The sequence below is a fragment of the Syntrophales bacterium genome, assembly GCA_023228425.1.
GTDB lineage: Bacteria > Desulfobacterota > Syntrophia > Syntrophales > UBA2210 > MLS-D.
The window spans coordinates 25,796-44,394 of sequence record JALOBE010000021.1 but is presented as its reverse complement, the minus strand read 5'-3'; the positions used below and the strand labels follow the sequence as shown (position 1 = coordinate 44,394).

The window sequence follows — 18,599 nt, the reverse complement described above, 5'->3', positions numbered from 1 at the left end:
CAAAACCCTATTTCTAATGGTTTCCATTAGAACATACTCAGGATAATCTCACAACTAAAAGCGACTAACGCTATCTATTATGACCAAAATCTGCTAATGGAAAATCTGGGTTAAAATAACAAATCACGCCGGGCAGGCAATGAAACACCATCTCATCCATCGCTCCTTATTCATCGAAACGATTTACCCGTTCTTTACGGTATTGCTGGTGCTGACCTTTGTCCTTCTCATGGGGCGGATCCTCCAGTTAATGGACATGATGATCAACAAGGGAGTCAGTCTCTTCAGCATGGTGAAGCTGATTCTCTTCCTGGTTCCTTCTTTTCTGTCGATCACCATACCGATCGCGCTGCTGATCGCCATACTGATCGGTATGGGGCGACTGTCCAGAGAAAATGAGCTTCTGGTCATGAAATCCGCGGGTCTCAGCCTGTACCAGCTCGTTCCCCCCATCGCCCTGCTTGCCGTCGTCGCCTTCATTCTTTCCCTGTTCCTGGGGTTCTTCGTCGTACCCGCGGGCAACACGGCGGGCCGTGAACTTCTCGTCGATCTGGCCCGGCAGAGGGCCGGGATCGGCATTAAGGAGAAAATTTTCAACGATGATTTTCCCGGCCTCATGCTTTACGCTGACCAGGTTTCAGTGGACGGATCCATGATGACGGGCGTGTTCATAGCGGATCAGCGCGTTGAGCACAGTCCCGTGACCATCATTGCCCGCAGGGGGAGACTTCAGGCTGACCCCGGGTCCATGGGTGTAACCTTGAGACTTGAGGAGGGAAGCACCCACATGGTGGGGGCTGACCTGGCAACCTATCGGAAGATGGATTTCGCGGTTTATGAAATCGCCCTCGACATGTCACAGACCATCGCGGGAGCCGGGGGAGAATCTCGTCGGGATGGAAGCGACACGATGACGATTGGCCGCATGCTCGGTGAGCTGAGGGACGCCGGGCGGTCCGCGGCGGAGCGCAACGTGCTGGTGATGGACCTGAACAAGCGTTTTGCCGTGCCCGTGACCTGCGTTGTTTTTGCACTCATCGCGTTTCCCTTGGGAATGGTACGGCATCGGACGGCCAAATCCCGGGGATTCGTCACGGGCCTGGTCATCGTCGTTGTCTATTACGTTCTTCAACTCGGTGGAGACGCGCTGGGAGAGACGGGAAAACTCTGGCCGGCCGCCTCCGCCTGGGGACCAAACCTGATTCTCGGTGCAGCGGGTGTATGGTCGTTCAGCAGAGCCCTGGCTGAAAAACCTCTTCTGGACGTTGAGGCGCTACAAAAAAGAATCAACCGCCGGGTCCTTCTGCCGCCGGCTCACATTGATTCCAGTCCTCCGGTTCCGCCGAAAAGGACACAAAGGAGATTTACCGCGGAGTACAAGCGCGCTATTCTTCGTGAAGCAGAGGCATGCAGACAGTCCCGCCGGATCGGCGAGCTCCTGCGCCGTGAAGGTCTGAGTTATTCCCATCTGTCAGCGTGGCGCCGGCAGGAAAAGCGTAACGTCCGGAAGGCCCGGGCAGTGGTGAAGGATACACCCGAAGAATAACGCTTCCGTACATGTCGAAGTATCGGAAGGCCGATTGATGCGTACCGTAGACACCTATATTCTCAAGGAATTTGCCAGGAATCTGGTTCTCATCATCCTGTCGCTGATCGTCCTGTATCTCGTCGTTGATTTTTTTCAGAGAATCAGGATGTTCATCAGTAATGGCGCGACGCTGCCCCAGATGGCGGCCTACTTCATCTACAGCCTTCCCATGATATTGGTCCAGATGACCCCCGTAAGTGTTCTCCTGTCATCACTTATCACCTTCGGCATCCTTTCCAGGAATTGTGAACTCGTCGCCCTGAGGGCCGCCGGTGTGAGCCTCTACCGGGTGGCCGCGCCCCTGGTCCTGGTTGCCGCGGGCATAGCCGCCTTTTCATTCATGGTAAACGAACTTGTAACACCCTGGAGCAATCAACGGGTCAAGTACACGAAGTACATTGAAATACAGAACAGAGCCCATGCGGGGTCTTTCAAACAATACCAGATATGGTACCGGGGGAAGGAGGGTATCTACAATTTTGCCGTTTTCGATCCCCATGAAGGTGTGCTGAGGGGGATAAAGATCAATTACCTCGACCGGTCGATGAATATGACCAGGAGAATCGATGCGGCTGAAGGACGTTGGCGCGATGGAGCCTGGGTCTTCGAAGATCTTATAATCACTACCTTCCCTGAAGGTGCATTCCCCCTGGTGGAAAAACTGGCATCCGCTCCGGTAAATCTTCCGGAAAAGCCCCAGGACTTCCTGGCTGTCCAGAGGGAGCCCGATGAAATGGGGTTTGGCGAACTGAGGAGGTTCATTGAAAAAATCCGTTCCGAGGGATATGATGCCACTCCCTACAGAGTGGATCTCTACGGCAAAGTCGCCTTTCCCATTGTCAGCATACTGATGGCGGTACTCGGCCTGTGCTTTGCCGCCCGCTTTGAGCGCAGCGGCGGTGTTGTCCAGGGCATAGGCATCGGAATAGCCGCGGGGCTTTCCTACTGGTTGTTCTTCGCCTTCGCCGTGTCTCTGGGCCGCTCCGGCGTTCTTCCGCCCATGCTGAGCGCCTGGGCGGCGAACCTGGTGTTTCTGGCGGGTACCGTTCTTCTTCTCAGGCGCGTCAAAACATGAGCAACAAAACGGGAATTACGTTCCCATCTCCCAGGAATTAAGATACCTGCTCTGCTCCTCCGTGAGGGTGTCAATGGAGATTCCCAGCGACGCGAGTTTCAACCGGGAGATTTCCTGATCGATGTCACGCGGTACGGAATAGACGATCTTCTTCAGACCCTTCCCCGACCCGGCCAGGTATTCCGCCGACAGGGCCTGGTTTGCGAAGCTCATGTCCATGACACTCGAGGGATGTCCCTCCGCAGCGGCAAGGTTGATAAGACGTCCCTCTCCCAGCAGATAAATCAATCGGCCGTCATCAAGGCGGTATTCGTCGATATGTTCCCGTACGCGGCCCCTGTACTCCGCGATTTCTTTCAGCCCCTCGATATCGAGTTCGACATTGAAATGGCCTGAATTGCTTACGATGGCACCGTCCTTCATGGACAGGAAATGCTCTTTCCTGATGACGTTTATGTTTCCCGTGAGGGTGCAGAAGAAATCGCCCGTCTGTGCGGCCTCGGCAATGGGCATTACACGGTATCCGTCCATGACTGCCTCGAGGGCGCGAAGAGGGTCTGTTTCCGTTATGATGATGTTGGCTCCCATTCCATGGGCCCGCATGGCCACTCCGCGGGAGCACCAGCCGTAGCCGCAGATCACGAAGACCGATCCCGCGAGGAGGCGGTTCGTCGCCCGGATGATGCCATCGACGGTACTCTGCCCTGTTCCGTAACGGTTGTCGAAAAGATGCTTCGTGTCAGCGTCGTTTACGGCAATGAGGGGAAACTGAAGAACACCGCTTGCCGCCATGGCGCGAAGCCTGATGACGCCCGTGGTTGTTTCTTCGGTTCCGCCGATGATGCCGGGGATCAGATCCCGCCGATCAGCGTGAATTCTGGACACCAGGTCCGCTCCGTCATCCATGGTGATAGCGGGTGCTATGTCAAGGACAGCGTCTATGTGACGGTAATAGGTGTCACGGTCTTCTCCCCGTATAGCGAATACCGGGATTCCGCTATGCTTTACCAGGTAGGCCGCCACGTAATCCTGGGTGCTCAGGGGGTTTGATGCGCAGAGGGCAACCTCGGCCCCCCCGGCTTTCAAGGTGTCCATAAGGCTCGCCGTTTCGGTGGTCACATGCAGGCAGGCGCCGAGGCGGATACCTGCCAGGGGCCGTTCCCGTTCAAATCTCTCGCGTATGCTGTTCAATACGGGCATGCTCTTGTTTGCCCACTGTACACTGGACCTGCCCTTGTCCGCCAGGTCGATGTCCGCAATATCATAATCCATAAATCTAAGTCCCCGCTTCCTTTTTCAGAATGTCGACCATGTCGGTTTTTTCCCACTCATAATCATCCAGGAAGAGATTACGCGCTATCTTTCGGTACACGTTCCCGTTGAGCAGGTCAAATTTCTCGATCATCCCCCGGGGTGTAAAATCGAAAACGCGCCGTATGATGGCTGAGAGCTCCTCATCGGGGATGACGCCGGTCCCGAAGGTGTTCACGAACACCGACATCGGCCGGGCAATCCCGATGGCGTAGGCGATCTGAATCGATATTTTTCCGGCCAGGCCGGCGGCCACCACATTTTTCGCCGCGTACCGACTTCCAAAAACAGCGGAGCAGTCAACTTTTTCAGGTGTCTTGTTGACGATCGCGCCGCCTCCGATCTGGGCTCCCGGGTAGGCTCCGTAGAGCTGGCAGACCAGTTTCCTGCCCGTTATGCCTGAATCGGCGGAACTGCAGGAGTGAACAGCCTGCCATTCCCCTGTGGGGTTAAAGAGAAATTCCGTCGCGTCGTCGACCCATTCACCGAGACTGTCAAAGGCAATTTTCCGGGCCATATCTTCGATGTTGTTGGCTTCAGACACGTAGCGGTAGTCGATGGAGTTTGACATGAGAACCTTCGCGAGCCTGGTCGGTTGCCCGCTGCTGTCATATTCGACGGTAACCTGTCCCTTGCCGTCGGGAGCAAATACGGGATCATTGCATGTTTCAAAGGCACGCATCATGGTATTTGCCAGGACGAAGGGAAGGGGCAACAGTTGAGGCGTTTCATTCACGGCGAACCCGAACATGATCCCCTGGTCTCCGGCACCGATTTCCTTGTATTTCCCCAAATCCGCTCTGGTGCCGATGTTGATGTTCGGCGACTGGGGTATAATGGCGTTGAAAACTCCCATGGAATGGCCGTTGAGACCCACGGCGGAATCATTGTAGCCCAGCGAAAGGACGGTCTGGCGGAGCGATTTTTCGATGTCAAGGTAAATCCGTGTGGATACTTCACCGCCGATGATACAGAATCCTTTTCCCAGAAACGCTTCGAGACCACAATGGGGCATGGTGTCAACAGTCATGCCGATTTTGCGTTCTTCCTCGAGAATTTTCGCTATAAGATGGGCCGTGATGGTGTCGGCGACAATGTCGGGATGCCCCATCTTGACTGCTTCAGATGTGATCAGCATGTCTTTTTTCCTCCTCGATGATTTTTTTAATGTCCTGTGGTGTGAATATGCCGCCCGACACGATCAGGGCGAAGGCGTGGTCGATAGGCATGTCCAGGGTAATGGTGTCTTCCTCCGGTACCAGCAGAAGGAAGCCGGAGGTGGGGTTTGGCGTCGTGGGAACAAAGACGTTGATCATGCGGTTCCTGGTCTTGTCCTGAAGCTCGCCCCGGGTGATTCCTGAAACAAAGGCAATGGAGTAGACCCCCCTGCGGGGATATTCAATGAGTACGACCCGGGAAAAACTCGTACTGTCCTCGCTGAATATGGCATGGGTGAGTTGCTTCGAAGCGATATAAATAGTTCGGACCACGGGTATCTTGTCAAGAAGTGTTTCCCCCCAGGCTACAACTTTTTTGCCCACATAGCTTCTGACGATGAGGCCGACCAAGAATATGAGCACTATCAGTACGACGAATTCGATTCCCGGGACGGGAAGAAGCCCGTCGATCTGAAAGTAGGACATCAGCGCCCGGGCAAGCCCCTTCATCATCCTGACCAGGAAGATCAGGAGATATACGACGATGCCGATGGGAATAAGCGCCGCCAGGCCCGTAATAAAGACACGTTTGATTGATTTCTTCATAACCTGTTGCGATTGAGCGTCATATCAAAGTCCCGGCAGGTTTTCAACAAATGAAAAGGGGTGAACACCGCGGCTCACCCCTGTCGATTCAGTATCGCAGTTGCCTTTACTGTGCGTTTCTGACGATCCTGTTGGATTCGTCAAGAAGAAAACAGCGTGTTTTCCAGGATCTCGTCTCCTGTTCGTCCACCAGGGCGTAGGTTGCTATAATGACAAGATCACCCTTCTGGGCCTTCCAGGCGGCGGCGCCGTTCAGACAGATGACCCCCGATCCACGCTCACCCTTGATGACATAAGTGGAAAACCGCTCACCGTTGGATACATTGTATATGTCGACCCGCTCGTGCACGAGGATGTCTGCGGCCTCCAGGAGTTCTTCGTCGATGGTGATACTTCCTTCGTAATGAAGCTGGGCATCCGTTACCGTTGCCCGGTGCAGCTTTGATTTGAGCATTGTCCTCTGCATGATTCTGTTCACCTCTATGGAATAGGGAGTGGTTCGCCGAAGACATAGTTGTCGATAAGGCGCGGCAAACCCACTCGCACTGCCAGGGCGATAACGGCCTCCCGGTCAATGTGTTCAATATTCTCCAATGTCTGCGTGTCGCAAATCGAAATGTAGTCGATGCCGGCGCATTCATGGACTTCGATGTTGTTCCTGACGGCATCGATGATCCTCGCAGCGTCGCGTTCACCTGATTCGTAGAGGTCTCGGGCGATTTTCAGGCCCCTGCTCAAGCTGAGGGCCGCCTCTCGTTCACCCTCCTTCAGGTAGGCATTCCGTGAACTCATGGCCAGGCCGTCATGTTCTCTCGTGGTGTCCATTCCGACGATTTCCAGGTCCATGTCGAGGTCGGTCACCATGCGCTTGATGGTGACGAGCTGTTGAAAATCTTTCTTGCCGAAAACGGCGGCGTGGGGCTTGACGATGTTAAAAAGCTTCGTGCAGACTGTGGCGACGCCCCTGAAGTGGGTCGGTCGGGAGCGGCCGCACAGGTTCTTTGTTACATTTTCAACGGTAACGTATGTCTGGTAATTCTTGCCGTACATTTCGGCGGCGGTGGGATAGAAAATGATGTCCACGCCAACCTCGGCAGCGAGTCTCTCATCCCGTTCGAAATCGCGGGGATACTTTTCGAAATCCTCACCGGGAGCGAACTGGGTGGGGTTGACGAAAATGCTGATGACCAGACAGTCGCCCCGTTTCTTTCCCTCTTTCATGAGGTTCAGGTGCCCGTCGTGAAGATAGCCCATGGTTGGCACGAAAGCGATGCGTCTTCCCTCCATTCGGAGAGACTCGGCGCGTTCCTGCATCTTTTTGCAACCGTTGATGACTTCCATCATCCAATGCCCGTTTCAGTATCAAAAAAGGCCTCCCCAGCGGACAGTCGGGAAGGCCTGTATCATCACCTCGTTCGGTTCTCGGATCCTTCCGTCCCGGTCCTTATCGGGGATCCAGGCGGTTTGCCGTGCTATTAGCAGAGGCGTCATTTTCTGTCAAGAACATTCGCCCCCTTTTTTTGTTTTTTCGGTCACTCACCACTCCGGTTCAACTCGTTGAGAGAAGATCCGGTCAGAATCGTGTCACGCTGCCAGGCCTTGTCATCCCGTTCAGGGTAGTCAAGGTTGAAGTGGAGGCCCCTGCTTTCTTTCCGCAGGCGCGAGCAAGCGATGATCAGCTTGGCGACCAGAGCGATGTTGCGAAGCTCCAGCAGCTCCGTGGTTATTTTAAAATTCCAGTAATATTCGTCAATTTCCCGGGATATGAAGTCTATTCTCCGCTTCGCCCGTTCAAGCCGTTTGTCGGAACGGACGATACCCACATAGTTTGACATGCACCGCCGTATTTCGTCCCAATTGTGGGACACCACAATGGATTCATCGCTTTCCGTCGCCCCCTTGGGATCCCATGGCGGAAGGGTCAGCGATTCGGCCCTGGTGGAAGGGAACAGGGCTTCGATTTTTTTGAATATCCGGTGAGAGAATACCAGCGCTTCCAGAAGAGAGTTGCTTGCGAGGCGATTGGCCCCGTGAAGTCCCGTGCAGGAAACCTCACCGCAGGAAAAAAGCCCGCCGATCGATGTTTCCCCCGACCCGTTGACCACGACACCGCCGCACTGATAATGTGCGGCGGGAGCCACGGGAATAGGGTCAGTCGCCATGTCGATACCGAATTCCCGGCACTTCCCGTATATGTGGGGGAACCTGTTCATCAGAAAATCCCTGCTACGATGCCTGATATCAAGGTAGACACAGTCATCACCGGACTTTTTGAGCTCCCTGTCGATGGCCTGGGCCACCACGTCCCGGGGAGCGAGACTTTTCATGGGGTGGTAGCGTTCCATGAAGGAGGTGCCGTCCTTCAGTATCAATACGCCCCCCTCGCCGCGGACGGCTTCGCTGACAAGGAATGACTTCGCTTCCGGGTGGAAGAGGCAGGTGGGGTGAAACTGGATGAACTCCATGTTCGACACCACGGCGCCGGCTCTGAACGCCATGGCAAGGCCGTCGCCGGTTGCAATGTCGGGATTCGTGGTGATCAGGTACACCTTTCCGGACCCGCCGGTGGCGAGAATGACGAAGCGGGCCCTGAAGGTCAGCACGACCTGACGCTTTACATCGAATACATAGGCTCCCAGGCACTGATCAGGGGAATCGTCCGCTCCGGTCAACCTCGACCGGGTAATGAGGTTGACGGCGAAATGATTTTCAAAAATGCTGATATTTTTGTTGATTTCAGCTTTCTCGACAAGAACCCTCTCAATCTCTCTGCCCGTGAAATCTTCGGCGTGGAGGACCCTCCGGTGGCTGTGGCCGCCCTCACGGCCGAGGTCATAGACGTTCGTTGACGCCGGAGAGTCGGCCCGGGTAAACCGCACGCCCCAGTCGATCAGTTCACGGATACGGTCGGGTCCTTCGGTAATGACGAAACGCACCACGTCTTCACGGCAGAGGCCGGCACCGCTTTCCAGGGTATCCCTCACATGGGATTCGAAGCTGTCCTCACGGTCCGTCACCGAGGCGATACCGCCCTGGGCGTAGTTGGTGCTGGATTCGATGGCATCTTTTTTCGTGACGATCGCAACGGTTCCCAGACGGGCCGCCTTGATGGCGAAAGCAAGTCCGGCGATGCCGCTTCCGAGAACCAGAAAATCGCGTTCGATTTCCATAAGCTTGCTCCAGCGGTATTGGTATTTACAAAGCTTCGTGTTTCTTATATACCTTTCGCTCGACCATGTGAATACCTTTTATGGAGTCAAATGTCCATGCGCGTGCTGGGAATCGAATCATCCTGTGATGAAACGGCGGCGGCCGTCGTCACCGGGGGGAGGACACTGCTTTCAAACGTCATAGCGTCTCAGGCGGATTTCCATGCCCGCTACGGGGGGGTGGTCCCGGAAATAGCCTCGCGCAAGCACATGGAGGCGATCATGCCCGTCATTGACGCCGCGCTGGACGACGCGGGCCTGACCCTGGATGCCATAGACGGGATTGCCGTCACCAGGGGCCCCGGCCTTATCGGATCCATCCTTGTAGGCCTGTCGGCGGCAAAGGCTCTTGCCTTTGCCCGGAACATACCCTTTGTGGGAGTCAACCACATTGCCGGTCACATCGCCGCAGTGTTCCTGACCGACAACCCGCCGTCCTTTCCTTTTGTTTCCCTGGTTGTTTCCGGGGGACACACGAATATTTACCGTTTCGGCAATTTCGACAGGGCGGTACTCCTGGGACAGACCCGGGACGATGCCGCGGGAGAAGCCTTTGACAAGGCCGCGAAAATGCTCAATCTGGGGTATCCCGGGGGGGTGGTCATCGACAGAATGGCCGAGGGTGCGGACCCCGAGCGTGTCAGGTTCCCCCGGGCCATGAGAAAAAGCCTGGACTTCAGCTTCAGCGGGCTTAAAACAGCCCTGCTGTCCCATATCAGGCAACGGGATTCGCTGGCGGAGGAGGAGGTGCCTCATCTGCTTGCCTCCTACCAGCAGGCAATTGTCGACGTACTTGTTGAGAAAACCCTGCGGGCCGCCGAAGAAGCCCGGGTGTCTACTGTTGTCGTTGCCGGGGGCGTCGCGGCGAACCGTCGTCTTCGCGCCTGTTTTCTGGAAACCTGTGAGGCGAAAGGGATCGCCCTCCACATCCCGCCGCCTATTCTCTGCACGGACAATGCGGCCATGATCGCCGCCTACGGTTCCAGTCTTCTCGAGAAAGGCATCCATCACCCCCTGGACCTCAACGCGCTTTCCCGGTGGCCCCTTGGAATGAGTGAGCCCTGAAAGGACACTATCCGCATGACGACGCCACGAAAAATCCTCGACCGTCATGACCTGCGACCGCTCAAGCGGTACGGCCAGTCTTTCCTGGTGGACCGGGACATCATGGCCCGTATTGTGGACAGCGCCGCCATCGGGCCCCATGACCACGTGGTTGAAATAGGGGCCGGCGTGGGCATTTTGACGGGTATGCTCGCCGACAGGGCGGGCCGTGTCACCGCCCTGGAAGTGGACCGCCGCATGATCGCCGTTCTGGAGGAGGAAATGGCGGGGCGCGAGAACGTCATGATCCTGAACGAGGACGTCCTGTCCTACGATTTTTCTTCGGCGGCGACGTCGGGAGACAGGGTGCGCGTCGTGGGGAACATACCCTACAACATATCCTCGCAGATCCTTCTTCATCTCATCCGCCGCCGGGAGCACCTTTCCACGGCAACGCTCATGCTCCAGAAAGAATTCGCCGAACGGATCCTTGCCGCACCCGGGACGTCCGATTACGGATCCCTGTCCGTTCTGACGGCGGTGTACATGATTCCGACCCGGGTCATCGCCGTGCCGTCCAACTGTTTTTTCCCCTCGCCGAAGGTGTCGTCGCTGGTCATCAGGCTCGAAACCAGGGACAGGCCGCTTGTCACCGTTAACAACCCCGACCATTTTGAAAACGTCGTGAGGGCATCCTTCGCCAAGCGGCGCAAAACCCTGCTGAACAGCCTTAAAGACAATCCCTTTCTGACCATAGACCGGAAACAGGCCCTGCCGGCCCTTGCCGAGTCGGGCATCGATCCGGACAGGCGGGGCGAGACACTTACTCCTCAAGAATTCTGCCGTCTGGCCGACAGTCTCGGCTGATTCGGGTTTTTTCTGGACCTTGAGGCTGTCCTGCGTTACAGTGATTCACATGTCTGATGATTGACGGCTTCGTACAATGGTACAGGAGGCTTGGTTGCGCTCACTCCTTCGTCACTGCGGTGTACCCGAAGTACGTCTCATTCCTCAAAATGTGCGCGCCGTGCCTCAAGGAGCTTTTTACAGAGCCGTCCTCATTTGAACGTTTTTCGACTTCTCGGTACCAGAGGCGTACGTATATGACATCATGCGGCACACGATACCGGAGATGGGAGCGTTGCCCGCACCGATGTCAATTTGGCCTCCTTCTCCGGGTTTGCCGGTGCCTCCATATTCAACGATGCCCGCTTACGGCACGTCAGTTGTATGATGCAGGCCCGCCGGAGGCGGGCCGGGGCGCTTTGTACGAGTTCATCATGATTGGCGGGTAGGGGGAGACAGGATTCTGCATGAAGGTTCTCTGCTCGAAGTGTGGTTATCCGAACGATTTGAAGAAGGTATCTTTCAAGGAGCCGACCCGGCGGTTTACCTGCGGGCGCTGCGGGCAGGTGACGGTTCTTGAAACGGGGACCATCGGTGTTCCCGAAGCTATAAGACAGCGGGAGACGGCGACGGTACGACGCCGCTTCGGGATCCGACGTCCTGTTCCCGGGCGCCGTGACACTCGAGGCCCTGAACCCGATGTCCCGGCGTCCGGGGAAGATCTGTTCCCCCTGTCGCGGGAGCCTTCGGGGGAAGGCAGGGGAGAAGCTGAATATCCGGTCAAGGTCCCGAAAAAGTTCAGGATGTTTGCCGTTTTCATGGCTCTGGTCATTGTCTCCGTGGCCCTTTCCACCCTGGGGACCCTCTATTACCGAACCAAGGCCACGGAAGCCGTCAATACCGCGAAAACCTACGTCATGGAAAACCCCGAGGTTGCAAGGGTGGCAGGTAAGCCGGTGAAGATCGAATTGACCCAGATGCAGTTTATCCGGGACGGGCAGAAAATAGAACGTGCACGGTTTGCAATGAAGGTAACCGGTGCCGACCGGACGATTACCGTGGTAACCTACCTGAAGAAAAACGGTGGTTGGGCCGTAACAAGCATCCGCCACCTCGACAGCTCCGGCATGGAACGAAGCCTGGATCGGGCTGACGCTCCGAGGGACAGAGAGAGGCGCCACGCTGTTGTGGCCGCCCGCCCCGTCCTGGGCGCATTCATAAAAGACTTATTCCCGCCTTCGCGGGAATGTCGCTGACACCTTCTGCCGAACCGGCCCGACATTTCTCAATCCCCAAGCGTCCGCAGGGGCCGGGTGAACCCTGCCTGGGGGCGTTTTACATGTAGGGGAAAATGTGCTTCATCACGACGGCAAAGTTGCTTCTCACCGCTTCCCGTCCCTCAACGATCTCCATGTGCCCCGGCAGCAGATACCGGGCGTCCAGTTCGGACAGGCGGGTGATGCTGTCCTTGAGAAGCGGGCTGCTTCCCCCGGGGAAGTCGGTGCGTCCCACGTTCTGAGAAAAAATCACGTCGCCTGAGAAGAGAGCCCCCTCCGTCGGCCACCAGAGGGCCAGTGACCCCGGTGAATGGCCGGGTACATGAATGATTTCGAAGGATTCGTTCCCGAATTCAGCGGTTCCGGGTTCAAGGAGGAGGTCAACAGGTATGCCGGGGGCTGTGAACCCGAACATGGCGTAAATATCCCTGCCGAGGCCCCGATGGAACGCGAGTTCTTCCTCCATGAGACAGATGGAGACGTTTTCACAACCCGCGAACTGTTCCGATCCCTCGAAATGGTCCGGGTGTGAATGGGTGTTGATCACATACCGTATATCCCCGCGATCAATTCCGTCATCTTCCATCCTCGCGAGCAGGTCCGGTACAAATGCCGACAGGCCCGGGTCTATGAGAGCTTTCACGCCGCCTCCGATGTAGTAGCTGTTGCAGTTGTTTTCGAAGAAATTGGTCCACTTATAGACATAGATGGTTTCAGTAAGTTTCATAATGTTCCTTTCGGTTATTCATCGTCGGGGCAGTTGTGTCAGTGGGTCTATGGGCCGATTTGCACGTCTCATTTCAAAGTAAACCCGGTAGTTTCCGCCTGTTTTACCTTGTCCGGACATGGCGATTGTATCACCCCGTGATACCTGGTTTCCCGTCTGAACCTTTCTGTTTTCAAGGTGGGAATAGATAGTCAAGTAGTCGTTCCTGTGCCGTATGATAATCGTTTCACCATAAAACTTTATAGGTGCCGAGTGAAGAACTGTACCCGCTTCCGCAGCGACAACGGGAGCCCGGGCTTCCGATTCTATGGTGATACCGTTCATCCGTGTTCCACCCTGCTGAAGGCCGAAGCGGGATGTGACCGATCCTCCAATGGGCCACAGAAATCGCAGGGGGCCATCGACGGGAACGGCGGTTTTGGAGGCTGCCGTTTCTTCAGACCTCTTTATGGACGCCGTCTGTTCCCGGGGCGTTCCGTCGCGGGCCGCGGGTTTGGGAGCCGCCGCGGGCTGAAGAGTCTCTTCCCGGATCTTTCGATGGGATGATGACCTTTCAGACGGCGCCGGAGCGTCCCGGGGGATGTCGGCCCGTGCCCCTGACACGACCGGCGTGCCCCGGGGAATGAAAAGAACGCGGTTACTTTCTATCCTGTGGATGTCATCGATGCCGTTCGCCGCCGCGATGTTTTCCGGGCTCGTGTTGTAGGTCGCGGCTATCTCGTAGAGGGTTTCACCGGGCTGCACCCGATGGTATACCCCTGCCGACCGTTCCTTGGCCGCGCAGCCGAGGCACACAAACAACAGGCAGAGTGCCGCGATGCCTCCAATGCTCCTCATGAGGAAAATTCGATGTTTCATGATCGTCATAATAACCATGTCAGAACAATAAATCCACCCAGGAGGAGAACGGTAAACACGACCGTCATCAGGTTAAAGTAGCGGTCGATGAAAGCACGTATAGCAGGGCCGAAGCGATAGATCAACGCGCCTACCAGGAAAAAGCGCGCCATCCGGCCAACGGCTGAGGCCGCGACAAATATCGGGAAGTTGATAGAGAATGCTCCGGCCGTGATGGTGATAACCTTGTAGGGCAGGGGAGTAAATCCGGCGATGAATACGATCCATGCGTTGTTCTGGTCAAAAAGACGGGCGATCTGCTCGTATTTTGCGACAAGGCCGTAAAATACGATAATTTTCATGCCTATGGACTGCATCGAAAAATAGCCGATGGCGTATCCCGCAATCCCTCCCAACACGGATCCCGCGGTGCATATGAGCGCGAATTTGAAGGCCCGTGCCGGAATCGAAAGCGCAAGGGCTATGAGAAGCACATCGGGGGGAATCGGGAAAAAACTCGATTCGGAAAAGGCCAGAAAAAAAAGCGCCCAGGATCCGTACGGTGTCTCGGCCCAGTGGAGAACCCAATCGTATAATCTCCGTATCATGGGTCAACTCAGCCCTTCCAGCCGTGTTCACCGATGAGGTTCACAAAGCGGCACCCCCCCAAATCCTCGTATTCAAGGTCGTCTCTATCCTCGGAGCGACGGGTTACCTTCGTCAGATTCTGGCTGTAGCCGCCGCCTACGGGGATGACCAGCCGCCCGCCCGGGGCGAGCTGTTCGATGTAGGTTCGGGGAATCTCCGGCGCTCCGGCGGTCACCATGATCGCGTCATAAGGTGCCTCGTCTTTCCACCCGAAGGTTCCGTCAGCCACAATCAAGAGAACATTGTAGCACTTCAGCCGGTCAAGGATGCGGCGGGCCCGTGACGACAGAGAGGCGATCCTCTCAAGAGAAATTACCCGGTCCGCTATTCGCGAAAGGATTGCCGTCTGGTACCCCGACCCGGTCCCTATTTCCAGCACCTTGTCGTAACCTGTCAGTTCAAGGGCTTCCGTCATCAGGGCTACCATGTAAGGTTGAGAAATAGTCTGCCGTTCGCCGATGGGCAGGGGGTTGTCGGCGTAGGCCTGGTCAAGAAGAGCCTCGTCCACGAAGAGATGACGGGGAATCTCCGTCATCGCGTTGAGGACCAGTGTGTCTGAAATGCCCCGAGCCCTGATCTGGGTTTCCACCATCTTCATTCGCTGTTTTAAATACTTGTCCATTAAGTCACTTCAGCGTTCTCTTTTTTGGCGGAATCCTGTATATCTTTTCGATCCACTGATGCTTTCGCAATCCCAGGGCCTCCCGTGTCACGACGAGGTAGTAGTATTTCAGCCGGGCCTGTTCCCGTGTCTGGTTATAGGTGTCGATTTCTTCGTTTATCTCGCGCAGGACCCTCCTGGTGAAAGACGTGCCGCCGTCGCACACCTCGACCTGGAAGCTCTCGATTTTACCGCTGATTGAGTACTCAAGGATTTTCAGCTCGTCCAGGACGGCGGACAGGTTTCTCCCCGCCCGACTGAGAACATCGGCTCGTTCCCTGAGGATTTCCTCCAGCGTTTTCTGGTATCCTTCATTCGACACGGTCACCACCGCGGAACGGTTCGCAAACCAATTCTTTCTCCCAATGATTCATGTTGTGTCCGGGTATTATCCTGCGACTACCATGGATGCGGGCCGTTTTCAATGAAAAAGGGCAGAGCCGCCGGCCATGGTACCGTTCGTCGACGGTCCTCTGTTTGACTTTGCCGGCACCCTGTATTACTAACAGAAATAAAGGAGGAAATCACTGTCGTCATGAGCCGTTTCAGGGCGCGCATTCTGCCGGCAGCGGTCGTGCTGGCCGCGGCGGTGATCCTTGCTGTCCTTGCCTGGGGGGCCGCCCGCATCATGGATCCCGACCGATTCGGCGCGATTCTGGCGGAGAGGATGGAAGCGCGGCTCGGCATGGAGGTTTCCCTCGAAAGGGCGTCTGTTTCGTTCAGCCGGGGACCCGTGATAACGTTTCGAAACATCACGATCGGAAGTCCGGACGGCACTTCACGCTTTACCTCCGGCGTACTCGAAGCCCGTCTTTCCCTCTTTTCCCTTCTGCTGGGGCGGATCACAGTTACCCGCGTGACCCTTGTGGGTCCGACGGTTGTGGTCGAGACCCTTGCCTTTCCCCCGTCTTCCTCCGGGGGCGGGGATGATGTTCCAATGCTCGACATTCGCGGCGGAACCCTGATTGTCGGCCGGGACCCCGGCCGGATTGTCCTGGATGGTATTGAAGGAAGCCTTGATGCCGGAGCGATCCACGGCACCGCCTCGTTCAAGGGGCAGAAGATCGTTGCGGATCTGGCCTTCAGCGAATCGTCATTGAGGGGTGTCGTCGATCTGAAGGATGTTGATCTTAAACGGGTTCACCCATTTTTACTGGGCAGAACCGATGCCCGGATTTCTGTTCTCACGGGCCCCCGTTCCGCTCGGCTGGATTGCACCCTTGCTGCAAGAGACTTTAAGTTGCATTGGTGGACCGAAGAGATTGCGGTACAGACTTCTTTCGTGCTTCAGGCTGACGAGGACCGGGTGTCTCTTTCGGACCTGGATTTCCACTGTCCCGCCATGCATCTGTCAGGAAGTGGGGAGCTTTCCGGATATCGCCACGGCAAGAATAATGAAGAGGCCCGACTGACCCTGTCGGCCCGGACATCGGAACTGGACTATGAGAGCGTTATCGCCCTTCTGCCCCTGCACCTCTTTCCGGAATGGCTTGATCTTCTTCTGGCCCGCCAGGTCCGGGACGGGACAGTCACCATTACGGAACTGAAATACGAAGGAACGCCGGCGGAACTGCTCTCGGCCGAACACTTCCTGGAAGGGCTTCGCATAGAGGCCATGTTGCGTGATCTGAGCTTTGGAGCCTGCCATGACGACAGCCGGGTCCACCGTATCAGCGGCCGGGCCGCGTTGTCCGGTGCGACCCTCTCATTTCACGACCTTTCAGGACAGGCGGGGTCGTCGCGGGTCGACGAAGTGGAACTCCTGTTTGATAACATCACCCGGGGGGATGACCTGGAGGTCTCTGTCCGTGTCAGGGCCGACATGGAACTGCCTGACTTTGTCACCGCCTGGCGTGCCTCCATGACTCCCCGAAATGTCTATGACCTGCTCGGCCCCCTCTCCGATGCCCGGGGCGGGAGGATACAAGGTTCGGTCTATACCTGGAGCGGCCCTGAACGGTCAGGGCCCGTGCGCGTACGGGGCGATGCCGCTGTGGAAGGCGGACTGTTCCGCTGGGACAACCATGTGCTGGAATCTCTCGAGGGCCGTGCGTACAAGGAGAGTTTTGAAGACTCACTCGTTATCAGTGCTGAAGGTATAATTGACGATTATGCCGTGGATGACTTCCGTCTGTCCATGCCCGATCCCTTTCGTGAGAAAACGTACGACTTGTCTTTCAACCTGACCCGCCCGCCCGGTCCCTACCTCGAGGAGGTCATACGTTTCGGAAAAGGGCTCACGATTGCCGCGAGCGGCAGGGGCGCGGGCAACCGGGTGGATGGAACAATACGCATCGCCTTGCCGGAAACGATCACGGCTGCCGGGGAATACGGTCCCGACGAAGTCAGGGTCGACGGTTCCTTTACCATAGGTTCCGATTGTATCTCGTCGGAGGATATCTCCATTCTCTACGGGGATGTCACCGGCCTGGTGTCGGGATGTGTAACACTTGGTGATGTCAAACGATTTGAAGGATCCATCACCCTGGATAACCTGGTGATTGACGAGCAGGTTTCCGAAAGGATGTCCCTGCTCGGGGGCTATGCCGGCTCTGCCCGCGTTCTTCTGCGTAACACGCTCTTCAGGGGTATACCCATTGAAACCCTGGAGACCCTGGCCGATTTGGAGGAGGGTGTTCTTCGTCTGGAGGATTTCGAGTGCCGTCTTTCCGACGGGAGGGTCCGGGGACGCCTTGTTTTCGAACCGTCGCTGACTCCCCGTTTTGACCTTGAACTGGATGTAGGGAGGGCGGACATCACAAAACTGATCGAAGCATTCTCGTCCTCTCAATCGCCCATCGAAGGTTGGCTTGCCGCCCAAGGTACCCTGCGGGGATCCCTGGATGCCCTCAACGGGGATATGGCCATTGAGGCCAACGATGGCCGCCTCCAGCACTTCTCCGTCATGTCGAAGATATTGACAGTGACCAACCTGTACAGGCTGTTTGCCCCTGAGCCCACGGGATTGTTTGAACAGGGACTGAAATTCAACCGCCTGGCCGTTTCCCTGAAAATACGGGACGGAATGGCCTCCTTTGAAGACTTTCTCATGGAAAGTCCTTCCATACAAGCAGCGGCGGCAGGCTGCTTTGATGTCGGTGAAAAAACGATCGATGCCGTCATCGTCATGCAGCCCCTGGAAACGATCGACCGGATCATAGGGATGATTCCACTGGTGAACTGGATACTCCTCGGGAATGAGCGGCGGCTTGTGGTGGTTTCCGCAAAGGTCCGGGGACCCGTTGAAGATCCTTCAATCAGGCTGACTCCACTGGATACTCTGTCCCGCCCCGTGACCGGCATTCTCCTGCGCACTCTCCGGCTTCCTCTTGATATCATTCTCAAGCCCGGTGTGCTGGTTCCAGGCGGGCAGTCCCGGTCACAGGGCACCGATCAACCGTGATGGTCCCGTAAAAAGTTGTCGGATGCTTGATTGTACTTCCTCATTCGACACTGCGGCGTATCTCGAAGTACGCATCGTTCCTCAGGATTTTCCCGTCTTGCCTGCACAATTTTTTTGCGATGCCGCCCCAGGTCGAACGCTTTTTGACTTTACGATCGATCAACCTTGACACGGTCATGGTTAATGTGTACTCTTCCCCAATTAAACTCC

Annotated in this window: 16 protein-coding genes and 2 pseudogenes; 7 read left to right on the top strand and 11 right to left on the bottom strand. The window is 56.2% G+C overall.

All coding sequences use genetic code 11. The features are described from left to right. Positions 1-139 precede the first annotated feature (139 nt). The 3 genes and pseudogenes from lptF (at position 140) to lptG (ending at position 2,663) form a co-directional block, all read left to right on the top strand. Positions 140-1,177: pseudogene (gene lptF, locus M0Q23_08615) on the top strand (LPS export ABC transporter permease LptF). 177 nt (positions 1,178-1,354) lie between these two features. Then, positions 1,355-1,486 (top strand): annotated as a pseudogene (locus M0Q23_08610) (transposase). Between the two features lie 97 nt (positions 1,487-1,583). After that, positions 1,584-2,663 carry an LPS export ABC transporter permease LptG gene (gene lptG / locus M0Q23_08605; protein MCK9528682.1) on the top strand — a complete coding sequence of 360 codons (1,080 nt, stop codon included), beginning with the start codon at positions 1,584-1,586 and terminating at the stop codon, positions 2,661-2,663. Positions 2,664-2,678: 15 nt separating this feature from the next. On the opposite strand, the gene ahcY is transcribed toward lptG, so the two are convergent. The 6 genes from ahcY to nadB all read right to left on the bottom strand — a co-directional run bounded on the left by ahcY (position 2,679) and on the right by nadB (position 8,907). After that, positions 2,679-3,935, bottom strand: coding sequence for an adenosylhomocysteinase (ahcY, locus tag M0Q23_08600; GenBank protein ID MCK9528681.1), 1,257 nt, complete (start codon positions 3,933-3,935; stop codon positions 2,679-2,681). Between the two features lie 4 nt (positions 3,936-3,939). Further along, positions 3,940-5,112, bottom strand: a complete 1,173-nt coding sequence (locus M0Q23_08595) for a methionine adenosyltransferase domain-containing protein (protein ID MCK9528680.1) — start codon at positions 5,110-5,112, stop codon at positions 3,940-3,942. After that, complete coding sequence (locus M0Q23_08590) at positions 5,096-5,737, bottom strand: DUF502 domain-containing protein (protein MCK9528679.1); 642 nt, start codon at positions 5,735-5,737, stop codon at positions 5,096-5,098. Before M0Q23_08590 ends, M0Q23_08595 begins: the two co-directional genes overlap by 17 nt. Positions 5,738-5,843: 106 nt before the next feature. Further along, positions 5,844-6,203, bottom strand: a complete 360-nt coding sequence (locus M0Q23_08585) for an aspartate 1-decarboxylase (protein MCK9528678.1) — start codon at positions 6,201-6,203, stop codon at positions 5,844-5,846. 14 nt (positions 6,204-6,217) lie between these two features. Further along, positions 6,218-7,081 (bottom strand): pantoate--beta-alanine ligase, encoded by an 864-nt coding sequence (panC, locus tag M0Q23_08580; protein ID MCK9528677.1) that lies wholly within the window; start codon positions 7,079-7,081, stop codon positions 6,218-6,220. A gap of 188 nt (positions 7,082-7,269) precedes the next feature. Beyond that, a complete protein-coding gene (gene nadB / locus M0Q23_08575) occupies positions 7,270-8,907 on the bottom strand; it encodes an L-aspartate oxidase (GenBank protein MCK9528676.1) in 1,638 nt (545 codons plus the stop codon). A gap of 90 nt (positions 8,908-8,997) precedes the next feature. On the opposite strand from nadB, the gene tsaD reads away from it, so the two are divergent. From tsaD to M0Q23_08560, 3 genes are all read left to right on the top strand, one after another. After that, positions 8,998-10,011, top strand: a complete 1,014-nt coding sequence (gene tsaD, locus M0Q23_08570) for a tRNA (adenosine(37)-N6)-threonylcarbamoyltransferase complex transferase subunit TsaD (GenBank protein MCK9528675.1) — start codon at positions 8,998-9,000, stop codon at positions 10,009-10,011. 15 nt (positions 10,012-10,026) lie between these two features. Next, positions 10,027-10,857: a 16S rRNA (adenine(1518)-N(6)/adenine(1519)-N(6))-dimethyltransferase RsmA gene (gene rsmA / locus M0Q23_08565; protein ID MCK9528674.1), complete on the top strand. Its 831-nt coding sequence runs from the start codon at positions 10,027-10,029 to the stop codon at positions 10,855-10,857. Positions 10,858-11,303: 446 nt separating this feature from the next. Further along, positions 11,304-12,092: a hypothetical protein gene (locus tag M0Q23_08560; GenBank protein ID MCK9528673.1), complete on the top strand. Its 789-nt coding sequence runs from the start codon at positions 11,304-11,306 to the stop codon at positions 12,090-12,092. Between the two features lie 79 nt (positions 12,093-12,171). On the opposite strand, the gene M0Q23_08555 is transcribed toward M0Q23_08560, so the two are convergent. The 5 genes from M0Q23_08555 to M0Q23_08535 are packed head-to-tail and all read right to left on the bottom strand — an operon-like array spanning position 12,172 to position 15,308. Then, a complete protein-coding gene (locus M0Q23_08555) occupies positions 12,172-12,840 on the bottom strand; it encodes an MBL fold metallo-hydrolase (GenBank protein ID MCK9528672.1) in 669 nt (222 codons plus the stop codon). An 18-nt stretch (positions 12,841-12,858) separates the two neighbouring features. Beyond that, positions 12,859-13,698, bottom strand: a complete 840-nt coding sequence (locus M0Q23_08550) for a LysM peptidoglycan-binding domain-containing M23 family metallopeptidase (protein MCK9528671.1) — start codon at positions 13,696-13,698, stop codon at positions 12,859-12,861. 5 nt (positions 13,699-13,703) lie between these two features. Beyond that, entirely contained in the window at positions 13,704-14,285 is a 582-nt protein-coding gene (locus M0Q23_08545) for a DedA family protein (GenBank protein ID MCK9528670.1), read from the bottom strand. 8 nt (positions 14,286-14,293) lie between these two features. Continuing rightward, positions 14,294-14,947: a protein-L-isoaspartate(D-aspartate) O-methyltransferase gene (locus M0Q23_08540; GenBank protein MCK9528669.1), complete on the bottom strand. Its 654-nt coding sequence runs from the start codon at positions 14,945-14,947 to the stop codon at positions 14,294-14,296. Between the two features lie 4 nt (positions 14,948-14,951). Further along, on the bottom strand, positions 14,952-15,308 hold the full coding sequence (locus tag M0Q23_08535; GenBank protein MCK9528668.1) for a hypothetical protein: 357 nt from the start codon (positions 15,306-15,308) through the stop codon (positions 14,952-14,954). 213 nt (positions 15,309-15,521) lie between these two features. On the opposite strand from M0Q23_08535, the gene M0Q23_08530 reads away from it, so the two are divergent. Continuing rightward, the gene (locus M0Q23_08530; GenBank protein MCK9528667.1) at positions 15,522-18,389 is read left to right on the top strand and encodes an AsmA-like C-terminal domain-containing protein; all 2,868 of its coding nucleotides are present in this window, start codon (positions 15,522-15,524) and stop codon (positions 18,387-18,389) included. The last annotated feature ends 210 nt before the right edge of the window (positions 18,390-18,599 follow it).